The organism is Pedobacter suwonensis, from assembly GCF_900111825.1.
Classification (GTDB): domain Bacteria; phylum Bacteroidota; class Bacteroidia; order Sphingobacteriales; family Sphingobacteriaceae; genus Pedobacter; species Pedobacter suwonensis.
In genome coordinates, this window is the sequence record NZ_FOJM01000010.1 from 15430 (window position 1) to 38881 (window position 23452).

The 23452-nt window shown below is 38.6% G+C and carries 22 protein-coding genes; 6 read left to right on the top strand and 16 right to left on the bottom strand.

The window, feature by feature from the left end:
• Positions 1–170: 170 nt before the first annotated feature.
• The 11 genes from BM107_RS13795 to rsgA all read right to left on the bottom strand — a co-directional run bounded on the left by BM107_RS13795 (position 171) and on the right by rsgA (position 13426).
• A complete protein-coding gene (locus BM107_RS13795; RefSeq protein ID WP_090984269.1) occupies positions 171–470 on the bottom strand; it encodes a GIY-YIG nuclease family protein in 300 nt (99 codons plus the stop codon).
• 333 nt (positions 471–803) lie between these two features.
• Positions 804–1463 carry an SGNH/GDSL hydrolase family protein gene (locus BM107_RS13800; RefSeq protein WP_090984271.1) on the bottom strand — a complete coding sequence of 220 codons (660 nt, stop codon included), beginning with the start codon at positions 1461–1463 and terminating at the stop codon, positions 804–806.
• An 18-nt stretch (positions 1464–1481) separates the two neighbouring features.
• Positions 1482–3050, bottom strand: a complete 1569-nt coding sequence (locus BM107_RS13805; RefSeq protein WP_090984273.1) for a serine hydrolase — start codon at positions 3048–3050, stop codon at positions 1482–1484.
• 216 nt (positions 3051–3266) lie between these two features.
• A complete protein-coding gene (locus BM107_RS13810) occupies positions 3267–4208 on the bottom strand; it encodes a hypothetical protein (protein ID WP_090984275.1) in 942 nt (313 codons plus the stop codon).
• Positions 4209–4304: 96 nt separating this feature from the next.
• Positions 4305–5489 carry a M20 metallopeptidase family protein gene (locus tag BM107_RS13815; protein WP_090984277.1) on the bottom strand — a complete coding sequence of 395 codons (1185 nt, stop codon included), beginning with the start codon at positions 5487–5489 and terminating at the stop codon, positions 4305–4307.
• Positions 5476–5919 carry an SPOR domain-containing protein gene (locus tag BM107_RS13820; RefSeq protein WP_244278811.1) on the bottom strand — a complete coding sequence of 148 codons (444 nt, stop codon included), beginning with the start codon at positions 5917–5919 and terminating at the stop codon, positions 5476–5478. Before BM107_RS13820 ends, BM107_RS13815 begins: the two co-directional genes overlap by 14 nt.
• 709 nt (positions 5920–6628) lie before the next feature.
• Positions 6629–7006 (bottom strand): PEGA domain-containing protein, encoded by a 378-nt coding sequence (locus BM107_RS13830; RefSeq protein ID WP_090984284.1) that lies wholly within the window; start codon positions 7004–7006, stop codon positions 6629–6631.
• A 224-nt stretch (positions 7007–7230) separates the two neighbouring features.
• The gene (locus BM107_RS13835) at positions 7231–10707 is read right to left on the bottom strand and encodes a preprotein translocase subunit SecA (protein ID WP_090984286.1); all 3477 of its coding nucleotides are present in this window, start codon (positions 10705–10707) and stop codon (positions 7231–7233) included.
• A 137-nt stretch (positions 10708–10844) separates the two neighbouring features.
• On the bottom strand, positions 10845–11144 hold the full coding sequence (locus BM107_RS13840; protein ID WP_090984289.1) for a hypothetical protein: 300 nt from the start codon (positions 11142–11144) through the stop codon (positions 10845–10847).
• Between the two features lie 213 nt (positions 11145–11357).
• On the bottom strand, positions 11358–12311 hold the full coding sequence (locus BM107_RS13845) for a Smr/MutS family protein (RefSeq protein WP_090984291.1): 954 nt from the start codon (positions 12309–12311) through the stop codon (positions 11358–11360).
• Positions 12312–12505: 194 nt separating this feature from the next.
• A complete protein-coding gene (gene rsgA / locus BM107_RS13850; protein ID WP_090984293.1) occupies positions 12506–13426 on the bottom strand; it encodes a ribosome small subunit-dependent GTPase A in 921 nt (306 codons plus the stop codon).
• A gap of 197 nt (positions 13427–13623) precedes the next feature.
• Between rsgA and fumC the strand changes: the two genes are divergently transcribed.
• The 5 genes from fumC (at position 13624) to BM107_RS13880 (ending at position 18298) form a co-directional block, all read left to right on the top strand.
• Positions 13624–15021 (top strand): class II fumarate hydratase, encoded by a 1398-nt coding sequence (gene fumC / locus BM107_RS13860; protein WP_090984298.1) that lies wholly within the window; start codon positions 13624–13626, stop codon positions 15019–15021.
• Between the two features lie 135 nt (positions 15022–15156).
• Positions 15157–16026, top strand: a complete 870-nt coding sequence (locus BM107_RS25095; protein WP_244278812.1) for a hypothetical protein — start codon at positions 15157–15159, stop codon at positions 16024–16026.
• A 2-nt stretch (positions 16027–16028) separates the two neighbouring features.
• The gene (locus BM107_RS13870; RefSeq protein WP_090984300.1) at positions 16029–16835 is read left to right on the top strand and encodes a S1/P1 nuclease; all 807 of its coding nucleotides are present in this window, start codon (positions 16029–16031) and stop codon (positions 16833–16835) included.
• Positions 16836–17051: 216 nt separating this feature from the next.
• A complete protein-coding gene (locus BM107_RS13875; RefSeq protein ID WP_090984302.1) occupies positions 17052–17486 on the top strand; it encodes a low molecular weight protein-tyrosine-phosphatase in 435 nt (144 codons plus the stop codon).
• Positions 17487–17530: 44 nt separating this feature from the next.
• Positions 17531–18298, top strand: coding sequence for a ThuA domain-containing protein (locus BM107_RS13880; RefSeq protein ID WP_090984660.1), 768 nt, complete (start codon positions 17531–17533; stop codon positions 18296–18298).
• Positions 18299–18371: 73 nt separating this feature from the next.
• Here the strand turns inward: BM107_RS13880 and BM107_RS13885 are convergent, their stop codons facing one another.
• Positions 18372–18779, bottom strand: coding sequence for a hypothetical protein (locus tag BM107_RS13885; RefSeq protein WP_090984305.1), 408 nt, complete (start codon positions 18777–18779; stop codon positions 18372–18374).
• Positions 18769–19458 carry a hypothetical protein gene (locus BM107_RS13890; RefSeq protein ID WP_090984307.1) on the bottom strand — a complete coding sequence of 230 codons (690 nt, stop codon included), beginning with the start codon at positions 19456–19458 and terminating at the stop codon, positions 18769–18771. The genes BM107_RS13885 and BM107_RS13890 overlap by 11 nt, the downstream gene beginning before the upstream one ends.
• A 164-nt stretch (positions 19459–19622) precedes the next feature.
• Here BM107_RS13890 and BM107_RS13895 point away from each other — a divergent pair, with 164 nt between their 5' ends.
• Positions 19623–21074 carry an alpha-L-fucosidase gene (locus BM107_RS13895; RefSeq protein WP_090984309.1) on the top strand — a complete coding sequence of 484 codons (1452 nt, stop codon included), beginning with the start codon at positions 19623–19625 and terminating at the stop codon, positions 21072–21074.
• 1 nt (position 21075) lies between these two features.
• Here BM107_RS13895 and BM107_RS13900 read toward each other — a convergent pair whose 3' ends face one another.
• Genes BM107_RS13900 through BM107_RS13910 form a run of 3 tightly spaced genes read right to left on the bottom strand, consistent with a single transcriptional unit; the run spans position 21076 to position 23359 of the window.
• On the bottom strand, positions 21076–22368 hold the full coding sequence (locus BM107_RS13900) for a rhomboid family intramembrane serine protease (RefSeq protein WP_159435244.1): 1293 nt from the start codon (positions 22366–22368) through the stop codon (positions 21076–21078).
• Complete coding sequence (locus BM107_RS13905; protein ID WP_090984313.1) at positions 22304–22603, bottom strand: hypothetical protein; 300 nt, start codon at positions 22601–22603, stop codon at positions 22304–22306. Before BM107_RS13905 ends, BM107_RS13900 begins: the two co-directional genes overlap by 65 nt.
• Before the next feature lie 6 nt (positions 22604–22609).
• Positions 22610–23359: a class I SAM-dependent methyltransferase gene (locus tag BM107_RS13910; RefSeq protein WP_090984315.1), complete on the bottom strand. Its 750-nt coding sequence runs from the start codon at positions 23357–23359 to the stop codon at positions 22610–22612.
• Positions 23360–23452 lie beyond the last annotated feature (93 nt).

A 23452-nucleotide genomic window follows, 5' to 3' on the forward strand; every position in this document is an offset into this window, starting at 1 on the left:
TTCGTTAATGACGATCTCTAATGCGTCATTGCGAGGAGGCCTTTTCCAGCCGACGAAGTAATCTTAATTGCTATCATACCTTTTAGTCACTAATCACCTAGCAGGAAAGATTGCTTAACTCCAATCGCACATTCCATTTCTTCAATTCGTAATGACGATTACATCTTACCTCACCATTCTTTCACTATTTCCCATAAATCCGTCCATCCAGGATTTATAGATTCTATTAACTTTATTTTCCTTTTTCGGCTTCCGCTTTTAATTCTATTTTCTTCTGCAATTGCTTCATCTATCGAATCATAGGAACAAAAATAAACAAGTTTGTCTAAGTTATATTTTGCAGAAAAAGATTTTGGATGTGCTTTTTCTTTGTGCTCTATTATTCTAGATGTTATGTCAGAGGTAACTCCAGTGTAAAATGTTGTATGCGTAAAATTAGTAATGATATAGACTGTTCCACCTCTCTCCATTATTATATTTTAGAATCATCAATTACGCAGGAAAGATTGCTTCACGCCGTCGCGCATTCCTCTTCTTCAGTTCGCAATGACGATCTCTAACGCGTCATTGCGAGGAGGCTTTTTCAGCCGTCGAAGCAATCATTTTTGCTATTATGCTTTTTAGTCACTAGTCACCTTGCAGGAAAGATTGCTTCACTCCATCGCACATTCTCCTTCTTTATTTCGCAATGAAAACTGTCCATTTAACCACAAAGATAACAGAGAAAAAACACAAAGCACACAGAGAAAATTTCTTTGTGTGCTTTGCGAAATACTTAGCGAACTTTGCGGTTTAGAAACCTGTTACTTCACCAAAGGCAAAAGCTGGTCAGCTACCAATTTATTTCCTGTCTCGTTTAAGTGCACCCGATCAACGGTTAAAATACCTTTTTCTTTATCTTCCGGATTATTTTTTGCTTCATAATCTGCAAAAACCTTCCTCAAATCGCATACAGGAAGATTGTTTTTTGCGGCCAATGTCCTGATTCCTTCGGCATATTTATTCAGATCGGCATCCAGTTCATTGGTACCATCTTTTTTCTCACCAACAACTGACGGCGTAACCAATACCACTTTACTGCCCACACCCTGAATTTTATTGATCAAAGCCTGATAAAATTTCAAATATTTATCATAATCCGTTCCCGTATGAGAAGATTGTTTATGCCACACATCATTAATGCCTACATATATAACCACTAAATCTGGCTTTTTGCTTAATACATCATCTTCTAAACGCAGGTAAAGGTCATAAACTTTATTGCCACCGATACCAGCGCCTATCACATCATATTTGGTTGAATCGAGCGACTTTTTGATCAGCGTTACATATCCGTTTTTTGAAACACCTTGCTGGGTAATTGAATCGCCGAAAAAGATAATGCGTTTAGGTTTAAATGTCATTGAGGTTAAAACAATTAAGCAAAAGCTTAGTAAAATACTCGTTTTTATTACTGTTTTCATCGTGTATAATTGGTTAGGTTATTTATTATCGGTCTTTTTAAAATCCAGGTCCTGAAAATCGAAACTAAAATCAGTTAATGGGGAAATGGCCTCAATTTTGAAACCATCGGCCAGGGCATTGTTATCTAAGCTAAAATTAACAAAGGCATCAGCATCCAAACTTCTGTCGTACCATTTCACAATAAAAGTATTGCCCTTATAGTAAGTCATATCGCCCTTTAATTTAGGTGAATTTTTAGCCTGGAAATGCATTTTACCATTTACTTCACTAATGCTTACTTCGCCAAACCAGGCGTCGCGGAAAGTTCCATAATAGTTTTTGGCATCAGGTTTTGAAGCCGCTAATTTTTGCTGTACAGCAATATCGCTCCAAACCCTGGCAACCATCTCATTTGCTTGTTTTTCGTTTCTTAACCTGTTATCATTGTAAGTTTTAATCCTATCCTGACCTTTAATACCTAAATAACCATCTTTGATTGAATTGGTAATGGCATTGAAAGCGGCTCCGGATTGCTGATTGGTTAATACAATGATACCCAATTTCAGTTCGGGCAAAATGGTAACTTGTGTTACGATTCCTGAAAGGCCACCGGTATGTGTAGCCTGAAAATTACCGTTCACATTACTCAAAAACCAGCCTAAACCATAACTGCTAAAAGCTGCAGGATTACCGCCGGCAATAATAGTTTGCGGGGTCCAGAGTTCTCTTGCCACAGCAGGACTGAATAATTTTTTATCAAGATTCTCTCCATATTTACCACCGTTGATCATCGCCAATACCCACTTGCTCATATCGGTAACATTTGAGTAAATCCCTCCTGCGGCATTAGCAATTTCGCCGAAGCTTAATCCCACAGGAAGCAGTTTACCTTCATAAGGTGCATGACCATCAATTACATTTGATTTATCTTTTAAACGGTACCATGAAGCAGCCGTTTTACTCATACCTAATGGTTTAATGATCCTGCTTTCAATAAAATCCTCATAGGTAATACCTGAAACTCTTGCCACAGCTTCGCCGGCAACAATATACATCAGGTTGTCGTAATCGTATTTGGTACGGAAGGATGAAACCGGTTTTAAGTACCGTAAATTGTGAATGAGTTGTTTTTTATCCACAGTTGATGAATCAGGCCAGATCATTAAATCCCCTGCGCCTAAACCTAAACCACTGCGGTGTGTAAGCAAATCGCGGATAGTAAACTCACTGGTTACGTAAGCATCGTACATTTTAAACTCAGGAATGACATCGGTCACTTTTGTATCCCAGGTAATCTTCTTTTCATCAACAAGCATACCTAAAGCAGCCGCCGTAAAGGCTTTTGTATTGGATGCTATACCAAAAAGGGTATGCTCATCAACTTTCTTATTGGTTTTGACCGAGCTTATCCCATACCCCTTTAAATGTATAATTTTACCATCTTTTATAACGGAAACTGCAATTCCGGGAACGTTAAAGGTAGTCAATGTTTTTTCTACAACACTATCGATCTGCTTTGATGTGAGTACCTGTGCCTGCAGGTGAACAGCACAAAACAATAAGAAAGTGTTTGATATTTTAAATCTAAAAGCTGAAAAAATTTGCATGAATATGAGCTTAAATAATCTTTTAAAGATACTAAGCGGAATTCGATTAATTTTTATTAAAAAGGATTAATTTCATCCGTTATTTCAAAAGTGATCGTTGTGCTGAATTGACTTCAAGTCTATTTTGCATGAAGATGCTAAACGCGAAGTCGCTACAAGGCAATTGAAATCTATCTCTACTTTTAAAATAAATTAAGCGTGACGACAACTTAATCTTTATTTGCCCTTTTCGAGTTTATAATCTTTGTGTACGATTAAAAAGCTTGCTCTTTCTTCTTTTTTGAAAGGATAATCCCAGTTACCCTGATAAGTAATTTTGGTCGGTAGTTTATCCTCTCCGAAATAGCCCATTTCTATATTCATCTGCACATCAAAATCAAATAGCATATTGCTGTATTTCATGTCGACATACCGGCCCAGGATATTAAAATTACGCTTATCAAAAATAGTAACCAGTTCTTTGATCATGATCCCATCTTTGGTCCATTTGCTTAAATCAGGTTTAACAGAAACTTTAAAACGATACACCGGGATGGAATCGAGATAAGTACCGCTTGTGAAACCATAATCATAATATTGGCGCATATTTGCCGAAAATATCTCTGTTTTACTACCAATGAACGGCACCTTTATCGGACGGCCAGGATTAAAAATTAAGGTTTTCAGTTTGTCTTTATAACTTTCGTTTGTTCCTCCTTTTCCATCGGGTTTGGGTGCATTGGGTACAAAATCGGTATTATAGGCGTTCATAAAAATGTAATCAAACATTTCTACGGTATACAACTGGTATTTCCCGTTTCTTTTATAAATTTTTCCGGTATCCTGTTTTACCAGATACTCCATTTTATAGGGGCCGCTATTGTTATGGCGGATTTTCCGGTAAATTTTTCCATCTACCTTATTCTTCTTATCGTAACTGTAAATCCTGTTTTCAGCAATGAAAGTATAACGTTTCATATCTCTGAATGATTGATAAAACGAAGTATCATACATCACTTTTCTGATAAAGGTTTCTACATTCAACTTCTCAGCCTTGATATTTACAGCCGAATCAAGTACGATGGTTTTAATTGTATCCGGGTTAAAGCGGTTGATTTCCTGAGCAAAACCCTGGCGAAAGAAGGGGATGAATAGTAAAAGCAGAAATATCTTTTTCATGTGTAATGGATAATGTTAGTGGAAGATGGGGTGATGGAAAATGGGCGATGGAACTTAAATTCCCATCATCCATCTTACCTGTTTACATCTTCCATACTAATTCCCCAGTTGTTTTAAAGCAATGTAAGCCATTAATCCGGTTGATATTTTCAAGGCATCCTCATCCACATCAAATCTTGGCGTGTGTACCGAGTATTGGGTGTCTTTAGCTGCGTTCCCAGTACCTAAACGATAAAAACAGGCATCTGTTACCTGTGAATAAAAAGAAAAATCTTCAGCAGCCATCCAGATATCTAAATCAACCACATTTTCTTTCCCCAAATAATCTTCTGCAAAGGCTTTTGCATTTGCGGTTAGTTTTTCTTCATTGATTAAAAACGGATAGCCCCTATGGATATCGAAATTGCAGCTTCCGCCCATGCTTTCGGCAATCCCTTCGGCCATTTTTTTCATGCGTTTGTGCGCTTCATCTCTCCAGTTTTCATCCAATGTTCTGAATGTACCTTCAATTTTAACCTCATTCGGGATAATATTGGTTGCACCATTGGCTGTAACTTTACCAAAAGACAGCACCGATGGAATACGTGGATCGGCATTGCGACTCACAATCTGTTGCAGAGCAATAATGATATGCGAAGCGATTAAAACCGGATCTATGTTTTGGTGTGGTTGTGCGCCATGCCCACCTTTTCCGGTAACGGTAACATAAAGTTCATCAGTCGAGGCCATGTAAATACCTGAGCGAAAACCCACTTTACCGGCATCAATTAATGGCATTACATGCTGGCCAACAATATGTTGCGGCTTTGGATTTTCGAGTACACCTTCTTTAATCATAATGCTTGCCCCACCTGGCAGAAGTTCTTCAGCAGGCTGAAAAATCAGTTTAATAGTTCCGCCGAAATCATCTCTCATTTGATTTAGGATATAAGCTGTTCCTAAAAGTGAAGAAGTATGCACATCATGTCCGCAGGCATGCATTATACCATGATTCCTGGATTTATAAGGTTTGTCGTTTGCTTCATGGATGGGCAACGCATCCATATCAGCACGTAAAGCAATAATTTTATCAGATGGCTGGTTGCCTTTAATTAACCCTACCACACCCGTATTGGCACAGTCGGTATATTCAATTCCCCATTTTTTTAATTTATCCTTGATGAACAGTGATGTTTCGAATTCTTTAAAAGATAATTCGGGATTGGCATGAATATGCTGACGATAACCGACTACATCGTTAAAAATGTGAGCGGCAAGTTCCTGTACTTTATTTTTGATCATTGGTTGTTGTGGTATCTAAAGTTGGTGCATTTATTTTTTCCCTGAAAATAAATAATGTAGGGAAGGTTGGTCTCAGTTCGTTAATCAGGCGCTGTGCCTCTAAACGGCTTCTAAAGTCGCCCACACGAACATAATAGTTGGGTTCTTTGTATGTAAGATAAGTGTTTAACTGAGGATACATCCCTTTAAAACGTGCCTGCTGGTTAAAAACTTCGCGCCGGTCTGAGCCGTAAAAAATCTGTACGCGGTAGCCATAGGATGAAACGATCGGTTTGCCAGGTTTTACCTCGCCTGAGGTTTTATAAACTTCCAGCCGTTTTGCAATTAAACTATCAATTAAAGGGTCTTTTATAACAGTTACTTCGCCTTTCTGTGCAAAAGCAGTTATGGTAAGAAACAAACAGAATATAAAAGTTAAAGCTATTTTCATGAGTAAAATTATTGGCATATGATGAGCTGATATATTGCCTCCATCTTCTTAACAACAAGAATGCCGAAATCGTTGCAAAAATCGGCATTCTTTATGGGTTAAGCAAATCGGTTATTATTGGAGGTCTCGACCTGCCATTTCGGGTGTCGGTTTATTGCATAAAAATCAACATGACCTTCTCGTTGAATCGTCATTGCGAGAAGGCTTTTTCAGCCGACGAAGCAATCTTTATGGACAATAATCGCTGGCATGAAAGATTGCTTCGTCGTTCCTCCTCGCAATGACGGTTTATCTAAGAGTCCGTAAATGGTAGCCTAATCAATGGCTTTATTAAAACGCTTAATGGTCTTCGACTACGCTCAGACTGACATACGAATTAATTTTATTTAATTCTTAAACAGGTTTCTGAGATTATTTAACTGATCATCTACATCCGAGATTGGCTGTTTTTTTCATCGAACCCTTATATTTTGAAATCAGCTTGCTACCAGCGATATATTGAATATTAGAATCTCTTCTCAAACGAATAATTTTAAGCAATTCTAAATCTTTTAAAAGATCTAATGCTCTATTATTTAAAACATCCAATGTTACAGTTCTCATACTCAAAAATACTATATATATTGATGTCAAGACTTACAGACGTCAGCATGTAAAAAGCCAGATTCCTTTTGAAAACCTGGCTTTAAGAATTATAACCATTAATTGATTAATTCGCTTTCTTAGGTTCTAACGTAAATTCGTACACTTTTGGGTCGTATTTCATCATTGCACCAGTAGCGGCATCAATAATAAAACCAGGAAAAAATAATAGATTTACTACAGATACCGCATTAAAAGTAGTTGAGGGCTGGAATGTTTTGGTTTCGTAACCATCCAATTTTAAACTGATGGTTTGTCCGGTGAATCCTTTTTTTAAGGATACAGCCATTGGTGTAACGCCTGTTTTAATGCCATCTACTTCGATGGTAGCGGCCGGAGGATTGGAATTGATTTGAACGGTTTGTTTTGTACCCGTAAAAATGGTGGCGCAGCTAGACAGCAGCAGTGTCGCTGAAACAGCGGCAATGTTTAAAATTCTTTTCATTTGTGTGTTTTTTGTGTGTGTTTCCTACTCTTATGGCTTTTCGGTTACGCCCCGTTTTTTATGGTTGTCAGGCTCCATTTTAAGTTTATTGACCATTGAGAAATTGCCTACCAATTTCAAATTGACCGTCCATAAATATACCTGTTAATTTGAGGATTAAAAATTTAGTTACAAAAAAAGGCCTCAACAAATGTTGAGGCCTTGTAAAGCACTGTATATCTTAATTATAAATTAGCGCCATGGCAGTTTTTATACTTTTTACCGCTACCACATGGGCAAGGTTCGTTTCTGCCAATAGTTGCTTCTTTACGGATTGGCTGCTGTGGAATCGCTTCACGTGTATCGCCAAACTCAATTCCTGGCTCTTCTCTTCCAAACTCCTGTTTAGTAGTTTGCAGTTTCGGCTGCTTAACCGGAGCTGGTGCTTCTCTTACCTGATCTGGTTCTTGTTGCACCGGAATACCGCCTTTATATAAGAAACTCACTACTTCTTTATTCACCGCGTTAAGCATGTTTTTAAATAAGTTGAAGGCTTCCATTTTATAAATTACCAGTGGATCTTTCTGCTCGTAAACCGCATTTTGTACCGACTGTTTCAAATCGTCCATTTCACGTAAGTGTTCTTTCCAGCTATCATCAATTAAAGCAAGAACAATGGTTTTTTCGAATGAACGAACCACCTCTTTTCCTTTATTCTCAATCGCTTTCTTTAAATCGACAGCTACCTGAATGCCACGGATGCCATCTGTAAACGGCACTACAATTTGCTCGATATGCTCTCCACGCTCTTCGTACACCTGGGTTAATACTGGTAACGATTGCTGAATAATGGCTTCAGATTTACGTGCATAAAAAGACTCGGCTTCTTCAAATAACTTTTCAGTTAACTGAGGGATACTGGTTGAAGAGAATTCTTTTTCAGTAATCTCTGTATCTAAAGAGAAGTTTTTGATTACTTCAAGCTTAAACCCGTCGTAATTTGCTTCTTGTTTATATTCGCTCACGATGTCTTCAGCAACATCGAAAACCATATTGTTCATGTCCACGTCTAAACGTTCACCAAATAATGCATTTTTACGTTTAGCATAAATCACGGTACGTTGCGAGTTCATCACATCATCGTACTCCAATAAACGTTTACGGATACCAAAGTTGTTTTCTTCTACTTTTTTCTGCGCACGCTCAATAGATTTGGTAATCATAGAGTGCTGGATCACCTCACCATCTTCAATACCCATACGCACCATGATACTAGAGATACGTTCTGAACCAAATAAACGCATTAAGTTATCTTCTAATGAAACGAAGAACTGTGAAGAGCCCGGATCGCCCTGACGACCTGCACGACCACGTAACTGCCTGTCTACACGACGAGATTCGTGACGCTCAGTACCTACAATAGCCAAACCTCCTGCTTCCTTAACGCCTGGACCCAATTTGATATCGGTACCACGACCAGCCATGTTAGTTGCTATGGTTACGGTGCCTGCCTGACCAGCTTCGGCAACGATATCGGCCTCTTTCTGGTGCATTTTAGCGTTCAACACGTTATGTTTGATGCCGCGGAGTTTAAGCATACGGCTTAATAACTCAGAAATCTCCACAGAAGTGGTACCCACCAATACCGGACGACCAGCTTTTGGTTCTAACTGCCCTGTTTGAGGATTAACCGCAGGAATTAACGCCCCTTTGGCATCCAATTTAGGTACAGCCCTGCCTGTTTGATCGTATTTAACAACCGGTTTACCATCTTTCTGTTTTACATTACCTTCTTTATCTGTCTCATATTCTGTCTCATAATGAGAATAAGGGAAAACAAGGTATTGTATCTCTGCTGCAACGGCATTATATTTTTCACGAACAGTGCGATAAACATAATCCTGCTCATCAATCCTCGAAATATTTCTGTTGGTCGGGATTTCTACCACATCTAATTTATAGATCGACCAAAACTCACCGGCTTCTGTTGTTGCAGTACCCGTCATACCGCAAAGTTTGTGGTACATACGGAAATAGTTCTGTAAGGTTACAGTTGCATAAGTTTGGGTAGCATCTTCAACCTTAACATTTTCTTTAGCCTCAATGGCCTGGTGCAAACCATCGGAGTAACGGCGGCCATCCATGATACGGCCTGTCTGCTCGTCAACAATTTTAATTTTTCCTTCATCGATGATGTATTCCACATCAATTTCGAATAAAGTATATGCTTTTAACAACTGGTTAACCGAGTGGATACGTTCTGCTTTAACAGAATAATCGCGCATTAAAGCATCTTTCTGCATCACCTTTTCTTCTAAAGGAAGGTCAGATTTTTCGAGCTCTGCAATTTCGGTACCGACATCCGGCAATACAAAGAAATGAGGATCCTCACCTGATTGGGTGATTAGTTCGATACCTTTTTCAGTTAATTCAACCTGGTTATTCTTCTCATCAATATAGAAATACAATTCAGAATCTACCTTTGGCATATTCTTAGATTGATCTGCCATGTAGTGGTTTTCAGTTTTTAACAACAAACCACGAATACCGGTTTCACTTAAAAATTTAATTAAAGCTTTGTTTTTAGGTAAACCGCGGTATGCACGCAATAAGGCTAAACCACCTTCGCCTTCTTCAGTTCCACTGTTGCCTGCATTAATTAATTTTTTGGCTTCGTTTAATGCTTGTGTTACATAGGCTTTTTGTGCATTAACCAAACGCTCAATGCGTGGTTTCAACTCATAAAACTCATGTTCATCTCCGCGTGGAATCGGACCAGAAATAATCAAAGGTGTACGGGCATCATCAATTAAAACCGAATCGACCTCATCCACCATCGCAAAATGCAGCTTGCGCTGTACCAATTGGTCTGGCGTTTGCGACATATTGTCACGCAGGTAGTCAAAACCAAATTCATTATTGGTTCCATAGGTAATGTCTGCGGCATAAGCCTTTCTTCTGGCTTCAGAGTTTGGCTCATGTTTATCAATACAATCAACCGTTAAACCGTGAAATTCGAATAAAGGGCCGTTCCATTCACTATCCCTGCGGGCCAGGTAATCATTCACCGTTACGATGTGTACACCTTGTCCGGCCAATGCATTTAAGTAAGCCGGTAATGTACTTACCAGGGTTTTACCTTCACCTGTAGCCATTTCGGCAATTTTACCGCTATGCAATACAATACCACCAATTAACTGTACATCGTAATGTACCATGTTCCAGGCTACTTCTGTTCCGGCAGCATCCCATTTATTGGCCCATTGTGCTTTATCGCCAACAATTTTTACGTTGTTTTTTCTTGCAGCATAATCTCGATCGAACTGGGTTGCGGTAACTTCCAGATAATCGTTTTCGCTTAAACGACGTGAAGTTTCCTTAATCACCGCAAAAGCTTCCGGAAGGATTTCCAAAAGTACTTTTTCCAACTCCGTATCGCGGTCTTTACCCAAGGCATCAACCTGATCATAAATTGCCGTTTTTTGGTGAAGATCTAATTCTTCACTTTCTGCCTCAGCTTTTAGTGCCGAAATTTTCTCATCTATATCGGCTAAAAAAGCCGATATTCTTTCTTTAAACTCAATGGTTTTGCCACGTAATTCATCGTTGCTTAAGGCAGATAGTTTACTGTAGTGTTCGTTAATTTTAACAACCAATGGCTGTATAGCCTTTATATCTCTTTCTGATTTACTTCCGAAAATCTTCGCTAAAAATCCTAACATTATATTTTAAATCGTATTTTATTATTGAAAAATGGGTATGTTACAACAACCAAGCCATTGTCAGCATTAAGTCAGTCTGGCAGTTGTTGGTGTAATGAGGTTTAAATCTTAAAAAGATTTTTTAGATAGAAAGAAAACTATGGACTATTGTTTTTTGGTTTTTTCCTGATGGTTAAATCAGCAATTACCTGGTCTGCACTTACATATTTAGCCACTTTTAACGGCGCTTGCGTTCCGATTAAGGCTAACTTAGTATACGATAACAGATAAGGATTACGGTCTTCATTGAGCTGAACCGAAGCTTTACCACTAGCATTAACACAAATATTATGCTCATTGCAATATTCGTTTAATATCCTTAACCCTTCAACACGTTCGGCTTTTGCCAAATGTGTTAAGCTAAAAAATACAAGCGATATGGTAACAAAGTGTTTCATTAATTGCGGCAAAGCTAGTTTTAATCTTTTATAAAAAGAAATTACAGCTTAGCAAAAAGTGTACCTCAATCTAACTGCCATTCTGAACATAGGCAAGAATCCCTCACCTGTAAAGTATAACCTGAAACTAGTACACTAAAATCATTGCTTACATTAGTGATACTACTCAACTATAATAAAGATCCTTCATTGCATTCAGGATGACACCGAAAATCACTTAAACACCACTTCAGTAGCACCATAACCAAACTTTTCTTTTCTGGCATCCATATAGGTTTTTACATGGGGATTTCTGCTGATCAGTTTATGGATTTTATCCCTTAAGGTACCATTCCCCGTACCATGGATAAAAACAATCTTATCAAAGTGATGCACCACCGCAGCATCCATAGCGGTTTGAAAATGGCTGATCTGTATCTGCAACATTTCATCTGCTTCTAAAAAATGATGATCATCTCTTAGTTTTTCAATGTGCAGATCAATCTCTTTTTGTGGCGCTTCTACCGTTCTTTTCTCTTCTGATGATTTAAAGAAACTTTCCTTTAATTTCTGTGGATCAATGGTTACCGGAACAAGATCATCTAAACGGATTAACCAACCCTTATTCTTCAATTGGGGCAATTCCTTTTGTTCGGTACTAAAATCTTTTGCCCTAAACTTTTTACGGACCACCAATGGATCGATGGGTTTCACATCGGCTTTACTAAATACCACCATCTGAAAATTAAACTCAGGCCAAAGATCAAGTTCAGCCAATGATGCAGAATAAACCAACGCGGAACCGTAAGATTCAATTGCCCCATGAAAAACGCCTGCATATTTCCCTTTTCGATCGGTAATTAAACCTACCAATAAAATGTTCGGAGAATAGTTTTGGAGATGAAAATGTACTACATTACCCGCTTTATCATCGGTGGCAACGGCTACATAAATGCCATTTTCGATTTTGTTAACACCGGGAACATTCACCTGGATGGGTTTGGGCGCGTCCGGTTCTACAGCAACCACCCCGTGACCATGCACAGATGTTAAATTGCTCATCGCAACAGGTATCTCAAAGCCATCTTCATCGGTAACGCCTAAAGTCTGCGTATCAATAATTCTGGTTACGTAACCTTCACGTTTTTCATCAACAAAACGCACAAAATCTCCTAGTTTAAATTTCATTTCTATTATTTTTTAGGCACAAAGTACACAAAGATTTTTAAGCAGTTTGTGTTAAAATGTCGTTCATGAAGCTATTTACTCCTTTAGTCTTTCAGCTTTTTGGCAGGAGTCTTCAATCTAATTCGCAGTACAATCAAGAAATGTACCATCACACATCACATCTTCGGACTCCGGACTTCCGACTTCTGACTAAACTAATGTCGCGTATCGTTTCCGTGGTAAATGCTCAGGTAACTTTCATATCTGGAAACTGCAATTTCACCTTCATTTACGGCTTCGATAACCGCACAGCCCGGCTCGTTAATATGCCTGCAGTTATTAAATCGGCAATTGTGCGAGGTTTCAAAGATTTCCCTGAAAAAATGCCCCAGTTCTTCTTTTTCGATATCGATTACCCCCAATTCCCTGATGCCTGGAGAATCTACAATAAAACCGCCTTGTGGCAGTTCGAACATTTCGGCAAAAGTAGTGGTGTGCTGCCCCTTATCGCTCCAGTCAGAAACCTCCCCTGTTCTTAGATCACGATCTGGCATTAAAGCATTGATCAAGCTAGACTTTCCTACACCTGAATGTCCGGATATCAAAGTAATTTTATCCGTAATCAATTCCTGTATTACCGGGATATTAATACCTTTTAAAGCGGAAACCTCATAACAGGCATAGCCGATATTTTCATAGATATCTTTAAACTCCTGCAGAATTTCCAAACCCTCTTTACTAAACAGATCGAGTTTATTAAATACCAATACGGCTGGTACATCATAAGCTTCAGCCGTAACCAAAAAACGATCGATAAAACCCAAAGAGGTACGGGGCGAAGCTAAGGTAACCACCAACATGGCCATATCTAAATTGGCGGCCAATATCTGGGCCTGCTTGCTCAGGTTGATCGATTTGCGGATGATGTAGTTTTTACGGGGCAACATCTCGTTGATCAGACCCTGGCTGCTATCTTTTTCCAGATCAAATTTCACCCTGTCGCCAACCGCAATCGGGTTGGTGGTTTTAAGTCCTTTAATCCTGAATTTGCCTATAATCCTGCAATCATAGCGTTCGCCATTATCGGCCAGAACACTATACCAGCTCCCTGTAGATTTAATAACTAATCCCTGCATATCTGCGGCAAAGGTATGAATATGATTTCATTGGTAGAAGTAGCCGGTACCGATAATGTTTGTATGTTAACAACGGAGAATAAAAAAGAATACAGACATTTCGGCTATATATTTACTTATCCATTAAATATCTTACATAAATCCAACGCTTTAAAAGGCAAAAAACCTAAATTTGCGACAACAAAATCGAAAATATAATGAGTTTCAGAATAGAACACGATACTATGGGTGAGGTGCAGGTACCCGCCGACAAATACTGGGGTGCACAAACAGAACGCTCACGCAATAACTTTAAAATCGGTCCGGAAGGCTCGATGCCAAAAGAAATTATCCACGCTTTTGGATACCTGAAAAAAGCAGCTGCCCTTGCCAACAACGAACTTGGAGTATTATCTGCCGAAAAAGCAGATTTAATTGCTAAAGCCTGTGATGAAATTATTGCTGGTCAATTGGATGATCAATTTCCGCTGGTTATCTGGCAAACAGGTTCGGGTACACAAAGTAACATGAATGGTAACGAGGTAATTGCAAACCGTGCCCACGTGATTAACGGTGGTTCTCTAGCTGACGATAAAAAAGTGCTTCACCCAAATGATGATGTAAATAAATCACAATCATCAAACGATACTTATCCAACTGCAATGCATATTGCAGCGTATAAACTTACGGTAGAAAATACCATACCAGGCTTAGAAAAATTAAGAAATACATTAGCCCAAAAAGTAGAAGAGTTCAGTACGATTGTTAAAACAGGCCGTACGCACTTTATGGATGCTACGCCGCTTACTTTAGGCCAGGAATTTTCTGGTTATGTACAACAGATCGACAATAGCATCCGGGCCATTAAAAATGCTTTGGTTATGGTTGCAGAACTGGCTTTGGGCGGAACTGCTGTGGGTACAGGCTTAAATACCCCAAAAGGATACGATGTTTTAGTGGCTAAAAAAATTGCCGATTTAACCGGTTTGCCTTTTGTTACGGCTCCTAATAAATTTGAAGCATTGGCTGCACATGATGCGATGGTAGAACTCTCAGGGGCATTAAAACGCACAGCAGTTGCCTTGATGAAAATAGCCAACGATGTAAGAATGTTAAGTTCAGGCCCCCGTTGCGGCATCGGCGAAATTGTAATTCCAGATAACGAACCAGGATCATCTATTATGCCTGGAAAAGTTAATCCTACGCAACCAGAAGCTTTAACCATGGTTTGTGCCCAGGTAATCGGTAACGATGTTGCAGTTTCAGTAGGTGGTATGAACGGCCATTTCGAGCTGAACGTATTTAAACCATTAATTGCTGCTAATGTATTACAATCAGCACGTTTAATTGGTGATGCCTGTGTTTCTTTTACAGATAAATGTGCTGAAGGAATCACCGCGAATTTACCTGAAATTGAAAAACACCTTCAAAATTCTTTAATGTTGGTTACCGCTCTGAACCCACATGTGGGTTACGAAAACGCAGCTAAAATTGCGAAGAAAGCCCATAAAGAAAACAAAACCTTAAAAGCAGCTGCTGTGGAATTGGGATTGTTAACCAATGAGCAGTTTGATGAATGGGTGCGCCCTGAAGACATGGTTGGCAGCTTGAAATAACTTAGAAAAGACGTCATTCCCAACTCGATTGGGAATCTTAAAGCATATCGCATTAAGATTCCCGCCTGCGCGGGAATGACGTCACTTTTTAAAAAAAGCTAAATCAATAAGGTTAATTAAAAAAACACAGGCAATATGAATTCAATACTTTCTAACCTTTTAAGCTTGATGCCCATCATTCCACCTGGTATTGTATTTGGAGCCTGTTGCTTTTTTTTATTGAAAAAACCTTCTGCTGAAGCCATCTTAATGACCATTGGCTCAGGCATTTCTTTGATTATCAACATACTTTATAGCTTTTTGATGCCATTGATCATGGCTGCCCAAAACTTAACACCTACAGAAGTGATGAAATACCATACTATTGTGGGCGTTATTAGCTTTATAGCCGGCCTGTGTTTTGCAGCAGGTCTTTTGATTCTCATCATCAATACCGTTAAAAGAATAAGATCATCTACGATCAATTCCCTAAAAGCACCGATTATAACCATGAGTAAATCGCAATCAGGATTGAGGCTTTGTTACATTTTTCTTTTTACATTATCCATTTTACAGCTGGCATGTAGTCCGCGGCCCAATATACAGGGTAAGGGAGAAGATTTTATGCAAGGCGTTTGGAATGAAGATTCTGTTGCTTATAGCCACAAGTTGAGCAATTATACGCAACACCATTTTAAGTTCACCTGCGATTCGGTTTATATCAATATGGTAACCCATAGCAAAGTAAATTTTTACGAAGATTCTTGTTATAACAATGGCATCTGGAAAGAATATGCCAAAGGGGTGTATAGGGTTAAAGGAGATACGTTATTTATAGGTGCAACCTTTACACATGCCAATTATAAACAAAAAATATCGGGTTGCTACCGCATCGGCCGGTATGACAAAAACTTCCTGATCAGCAAAAAATCGTCAGACAGCTTAATTTTAGAGAGTTTAAGCGATCAGCGTGAGATTAAACTAACACTTAAAGAAAAAATTACCTGCGTACCAAAAGAATTATAAAAATGATTTTAACATCAATTAAAAAGAAATTAACCATTGCTTTAACCCTGGGTCTTTTAGCCTATTTGCCTATCCAGGCAAATGCATGGGGCACCATCGGCCATCGTGTAGTTGGCGAAATTGCCGATAGTTATTTAAAAGCAAAAACACGCAAGGCCATTCAAAGTATTTTAGGCTATGAAACCTTGGCAATGTCGGCCAATTGGGGCGATTTTATTAAATCAGATTCTACTTATAACTATATGTACAACTGGCATTTTGTTAATCTTCCGGCTGGATTGGATAAAAGTGGTGTATATCAATTTTTGGAAACTGATAAAAAACCAAATCTTTACAACAAAATCCCTGATCTGATTGCTATTTTAAAGAAAACAAGCAGTACAGCTTCTGAAAAAAAACTGGCTTTACGCATGTTGGTTCACCTGGCGGGAGATTTATGCCAGCCCATGCACGTTGCCCGTAAAGAAGACCTGGGCGGTAACCGCGTTTCGGTATTATGGTTCAATGAGAAATCAAATATCCACAGGGTTTGGGACGAACAGCTGATCGAATACCAACAGTTAAGTTATACTGAATATGCAAAAGCCATCAATCATGCTTCAGCTGTACAGCTTTACAACTGGCAAAACACCAGCCTGAAAGATTGTATTTATGAATCGTACACAATTTGCAATAAAATTTACGATACGACTAAACCAGATGCTAAATTAAGCTACCGCTACAATTTTGACTGGGTTGATACCCTTAATAACCAGTTATTAAAAGGTGGTGTACGTTTGGCTAAAATGTTAAATGATATCTACGGATAAAGAATAAGTTATGAGATAGTAGAATTTTAATAAAATAAGTCCCTAAAACTTATCGTCATTGCGAGAAGGCTTTTTCAGCCGATGAAGCAATCTTTAAAGCCAAGAGCGCTGTTACGAAAGATTGCTTCGTCGTTCCTCCTTATAATGACGAGTTTTATGGCTATCCATCATCAATAACCTTAAGGACTATTATTTACTTTTAAAGCGCTGTAAAAATTGAAAATTTTAATGGTTTGCCTCGGTAACATCTGCCGTTCGCCTTTAGCTGAAGGCATTATGCGCCATCTGACAGATGAACAAAACTTAAACTGGGAAATTGCTTCGGCAGGAACAGGCAACTGGCATATTGGCCAGGCACCAGACCACAGAAGTATTTCTGCAGCGAAGGCGTTGGGTTACGATATCAGTAAACAGCGGGCGCAGCATTTTAACCCTTCGATGTTTGACCATTATGACCTGATTTTGGTAATGGACAAGAATAATTTAGCCGATGTTAAAAGTTTAGCCAAAACCGATGAGCAGCGAAAAAAGGTTAAACTTTTTCTTGATAACGGAGAAGTTACAGATCCATATTGGGATAATAGCCTGTTTAACCCTGTTTGTAAACAGGTTGAGGAAAGATGTATGGAAATTATCAAACAACTTTCTTAAATTTAAAGCTAATAATCTATCTTACTAACCAAGTCAAAGAAAAAATGAAAAAATACCTGTCCTTATGTTTATTAGTTGCAACTGTAATTTTATTTCAAAGCTATACCGCAGCGAAGAAATCGGCAAAAGTTTTAGTTTTCTCCAAAACAAAGGGCTTTAGGCACACCTCCATCGAAACGGGAAAAGAGGTGATCCAGAAATTAGGCACTGAGCATCATTTTGAAGTAGATACGACAGAAAATGCTGATGCTTTTACTGAAGATAACCTAAAAAAATATGCCACTGTTATTTTCCTGAATACCACAGGCGATGTATTAGACGATAAACAACAGGTAGCTTTCGAAAGGTACATACAGGCTGGTGGAGGTTATGTGGGTATTCATGCTGCAACAGATACCGAGTACGATTGGCCTTGGTATGGCAAATTGGCTGGCGCTTATTTTATAAGTCACCCCGCTGTTCAGGAAGCCAGATTTATTGTTAAAGATAAAAAACACCCTGCTACAAAATTCCTTACCGATTCAATATGGATGAGGAAAGATGAACTGTATAATTTCAAAAATATCAACCCGGACATTAAAGTGTTGATTAATTTAGACGAAAAATCGTACACCGGAGGTAAGAATGGCGATTTTCATCCTTTTGCCTGGTACCACAATTTTGATGGTGGAAGAGCTTTCTATACCTGTATGGGCCATACCAAAGAAGGCTGGGCTGACGATAAATTTCAAAAACATTTATGGGGAGGTATTGAATACGCTATAGGCGGGCAAAAGAAACTGGACTACAGTAAAGCCCATTCAAAGTTCTAAATAATAGTTGGGCTTGTTGATTTGCTACTCAATAAGCCCAATGTTATCACATAAATATTTTAACGGTTGACAATTAATAAAACACGAATATATTCCACCAGATATTGTCGTTTTTATATAATGGTTTCATCGCCCAAAAACAATCAATCTGATCTTCGTTAAGAATTTTTTCTAAATTCCGGGAAAAATCAAATAGCAAGTTAGTGGATATTCCCCTCCATTCTTCAGGTTCCCTATATTTAAATGCGTTGTATTGCATACGTTTGATCAGGTATTTTTTGAGTTGATCTTTAACTTCAGGTTTTTGAGCTGTTGTAAGCCTTAACTCTTGTTCCATCTCAAACATAATCTTATCGAAATTCAGTGTATCTATTATAAATTCTTTAACCTCTTTATTACCATTCCGGTAAAATTGTGCAGAGGCAAGATATCCTGTACAACAGGTAAACAATAAACCTAAAATTGCTTTTTTAATCAACATAAGAATTTGGTTTAACCCTTTTAAAATTAACCAAATAAATATAATTCAGCATACAAAAGGAGGCTATTGCTCCGAAGGTATGCCATAAAAAATGCGTGCCGATACTCAATACATCCCATTGATCTGCAATCCGGAAAGTTAAGGCAAAGATGAAGGCAATTAAGGCAAAACCAACCCATTTGCCATTTTTCCAGTTGGTCTTAATTAAGTACCCAAACACCGGAAATAAAACCAGCGCAGCCATAAAAGCATAATTGATATTGATAAAAATCTGAAAATCGCCGTTGCTAAAAAGCCTTCTTACATAAAACTGAAAAAAAGCATAAACCGCTACAATTAAAACGGCAAAGTACCATTTGGTCAGCTTGGAAAGAAAGTAGACGCCAGCCGAAAGGCACAAAAGCATAATTGGCATCCAATCCATCATAATAAAGATAGGCCAACGCCTAAACCCGTGGTAAGTAGTACCTCCAATACCGCCGACATAAAGCAGCACCAATGCTACACTTAAAAAGCGGTGCTGTTTAAAATTACCCCATAGTTTAAATGTCCAGTATACCGCTATAGCCAGGAAGAAGCAACTTGTTAGGGTATTAAAAGGTTCCGGAAATAATTGACTCAGATTGGTTTCTGCATATACTGTACCTCCATCAGGAGGATGCTGGTTAAAGGCGCTCATTTCTAGTTAACATATGGTGAAATTAAATGTTTGACGGATCAATGTAACACTCAAGATGTGAAAACAATTTCGTATTCACATTTTTAACAGGTTAAATAATTGGTTAACACTTAACAACAGCAATGGTAATTATTTGTACTTTAGTTGATCTAAGCTATAAGTATATGAAATCCTTCCTGATCCTTTTTTTACTTCTTTCTACAGCTATTTATGCTCAAACCCCTCCTCAACCTTATGGTGCAGTACCATCAAAAAGGCATTTGGCCTGGCATGATGTTGAAGTTTATGGCATCATGCACTTTACACCAACTACTTTTGAAAATAAAGAATGGGGTTTTGGCGATGCTGATCCAAAAACATTTAACCCAACAGATTTTAATGCCGACCAGATTATTAAAGCTGCTAAAGCAGGTGGCCTGAAAGGTATTGTTCTGGTGGCGAAACATCATGATGGTTTTGCTTTATGGCCAACTAAAACTACTGCTTATAATATCAGCAAAAGTCCGTTTAGAGGAGGAAAAGGAAATTTAGTTAAAGAAGTAGAACAGGCCGTACGTAGAAACGGATTAAAGTTTGGGGTTTATTGCTCGCCATGGGACAGAAATAACCCACTTTATGGTACCGATAAATATCTTGCTGTTTATCAGGCACAGTTAAAAGAACTGTACAGCAACTTTGGAGAACTTTTTATGAGCTGGCATGATGGTGCCAATGGTGGCGACGGCTATTATGGCGGTGCAAAAGAAAAACGCTCTATTGACAACACCACCTACTACGATTGGAACAATACCTGGGCCATTACACGCAAAATGCAACCCATGGCGAATATATTTAGCGATATCGGCTTAGATATCCGCTGGGTAGGTAATGAAGACGGACATGCTGCACCAACCTCTTGGGCTACCTTCACCCCGATGGCTCCGGACGGAAAAAGTGTAGCCGTACCAGGGCAGGCAAACTACCCGCAAAGCCCTGAAGGCATCAGAAATGGTAAATTCTGGATGCCGGCAGAATGCGATGTTCCGCTTAGAAAAGGTTGGTTCTATCACCCTAACGAAAAGCCAAAAAGCCCGGAAGAATTGTTTGATCTGTATTTAAAAAGTGTTGGCCGCGGTGCAGGTTTAGACCTTGGCTTAGCACCTGATACCCGTGGACAACTTCATGATGATGATGTTGCTGCACTGAAAACTTTTGGCGACATGGTTAAACATACTTTCGAAGATAACCTGGCCAAAAATGCATCGGTTAAAGCAAATGATAGCAGAGGTAAAAATTATGATGTTGCTACCCTGCTAGATGGCAAGAAAGAGACTTATTGGGCCACCCATGACGATATACACCAGGCGACCTTAGAACTTGATTTGAGAACCCCTAAAAACTTTGATATTATCAGCCTACAAGAGTACATTCCTTTAGGTCAGCGGATAGAGGCCTACAACATTGAGGTATTTGAGAACAATGCCTGGAAAAAGGTTTATGATGGCACGAGTATTGGTGCAAAACGCCTGGTTAAATTGGATAGCCCTGTTACAACGGACAAAATAAAAATAAATATTACCAAATCGCCAGTCTGTGTTACATTAAGCGAAATCGGATTGTACAAAAAAGCCGGATAATTTAATCCGGTTTGTAAAGAATTTCGAAAACCTGTGCCAATGCGGCAGAAGTCTGTTTGCTATAGCGATAAGTGCTATCGGCCTTAATATCCCGATACATCAGCATTACGGCCCTATGGGATGCTTTACTCAGTTTTACTTTTTCTGCGCGTTCTTTAGCATCTTCAGGCCTCAAAGTCAGGGCCTGCATTTGCTTGATGATTATCAGGTTTCTTTCCATGAGTATGATACCATCTTCTTTAATAGAAGTAAGTTTAACATCTTTAGGCAAAGAGATTTTCAAATTCATAATGTTATTGAGGGAACCCAGATTAGCATTAAAAGTATCTCTTAGTTTTCGATATTCCTCTGTCCCGTATTTCGGACTAAAATGAAGCACTCCGCTAAAAAACATTAAAAATAAAAGTACGGATACTGCATATCTTGTCCAGGTTTTAACCTCAAAAGTTTTATTAGGCTCATAAGCGAGCAGATAAGTAATAATAAAACCGGAAACAAAGCCCCCGATGTCCGCTGCATTATCTACCCTTTTACCAAATGCGCCATTTATGACCACCAATAATGATACAATTAGTGTACTTACTAATAAGGCCTTAGTGGCTTTAGGCTCGAAAGACTTTGTGATCAACAGCACAATAAAAGCCCCATACAGGCCCATAATGGCTCCGGATGCACCCATCATTATCTCTTCCTGATGAAAAATCAAACTGACCAAACCACCACAAACCCCGCTCATTAAATAAATAAAAAGGTATTTTTTCCAGCCTAGTTTATTCTCAATCATCAAACCCAGGTAAACCAGGGCATACATATTAAAAAACAGGTGCGAAACCGATCCATGGATAAACTGATAAGTAATCAGGCGCCAATATTGCCCTCCAAGAACCAGGTTGCGTTGATTAACACCAAAGTTCAATACTAATCGTTTTATTTCTGCAAGATAATCTTCTTGAGAAGCATGTCCGGTTTTTAGCGACAGATAGGCAATGAATACAATTGACAATAAGACAATTGCGATATAATATAACGTATTAAGCAGAACAATTATTGGCGTTACCGTATAACCTTTCTGGGGGAAAAGCAAGAACAACACGTTTTTGATTTTATTCTTCGTAGCCAAAGGAGCTTTTTCGAAGTAATGGTCATCTTGCGTTGCAATAAACTGGTGAAACTTTTGCAGATTCTCTTCCCAAACATCTTTCAGGTGGAATTCTACATATTCAAATTCGTCAAAAAAATTTCTCCAGATTGAGATCGTTTTTACCGTAATCGTTAAAGAGCATCTGGATCCCAACGCATTCACTTTTTACCACTGCAAAATTTCCGTGGATACGGATTGATATTTCTTCGCTGTACGACTGGAAGGATATCGGGGTATAGGCAATTAAGCCGGTTTCGGAAACGTGACTTAAGGCCCAGCCAAGATTTTCGATAGCTTGTTTGGCAACAATTAAATATTTATCTGCCGGAAAATCGGCCAGGGGAATAAATTTTTCGATTTTAGGCGAGTAACCCCAACTTACTGACATAGCGCGTTAATTTTTTTTCGCTGCTAAGATAATATAAGGTGACAGATTTTTGCTCTCGAATGGGATCAGCTTCGTAAATATTTTTCCGGTCAGCCAAACTGCCTTTTTAAATAAACGCACACTTGCCGACTTTTGATCTTCGTTTTCCAACCAAACGCTAAAGCGTCCAAAATAACCTGATTGTACATCTTTAAGGCCAGCCTGTTCACATATTGATTTCAGCAATGACGGGTCCATGCTATTGATATTGTGTTTATCGTAATTTTCCTTATCGAAATTCTTCTGGAACCAACCGTTAACTGCTTTAAAATTTGGCAGCGTGATAAACAAAGTACCACCTGGTTTTACGAAAGCAATGTGACGGTTGATGATATCGGCCGTATCGTTAAAATGTTCAATTAAACCGCAGCTTAATACCAGATCATATTGTTGCTCCGGTATGTAATTAAAAAGATCGGTTTCGATGATGTGGATATCCTTTTCCGCTAAATCGTTCTTTTCCAAAAGTTCTTTTACCACCGGCGGATGAACAAAATAATCAAGAAGGGTAACGTCAAGTTTAAAATATTTTTTCAGGAACACGGCATAATAACCAGGAAAACCTCCCAGTTCAATGGCTGTTTTAACGCCGTTTTTCCGGATTATATCAGCCAGCTGAGCATGAAATAAATAATTTGAAGGCAAATGAACTGCCAGTCCTTTTTTACTCTCCCAATAATTTACCCAAAAAGCCCTGTCGGTTAATAAATTTGCCATGTTTTAAATAATTCCAGGCTCAAAGAAACGGAAAAATTTGATTAATTGTTTAAATGATATTGCTGGATTGCCAGATTGTTTTATTGCTAATTT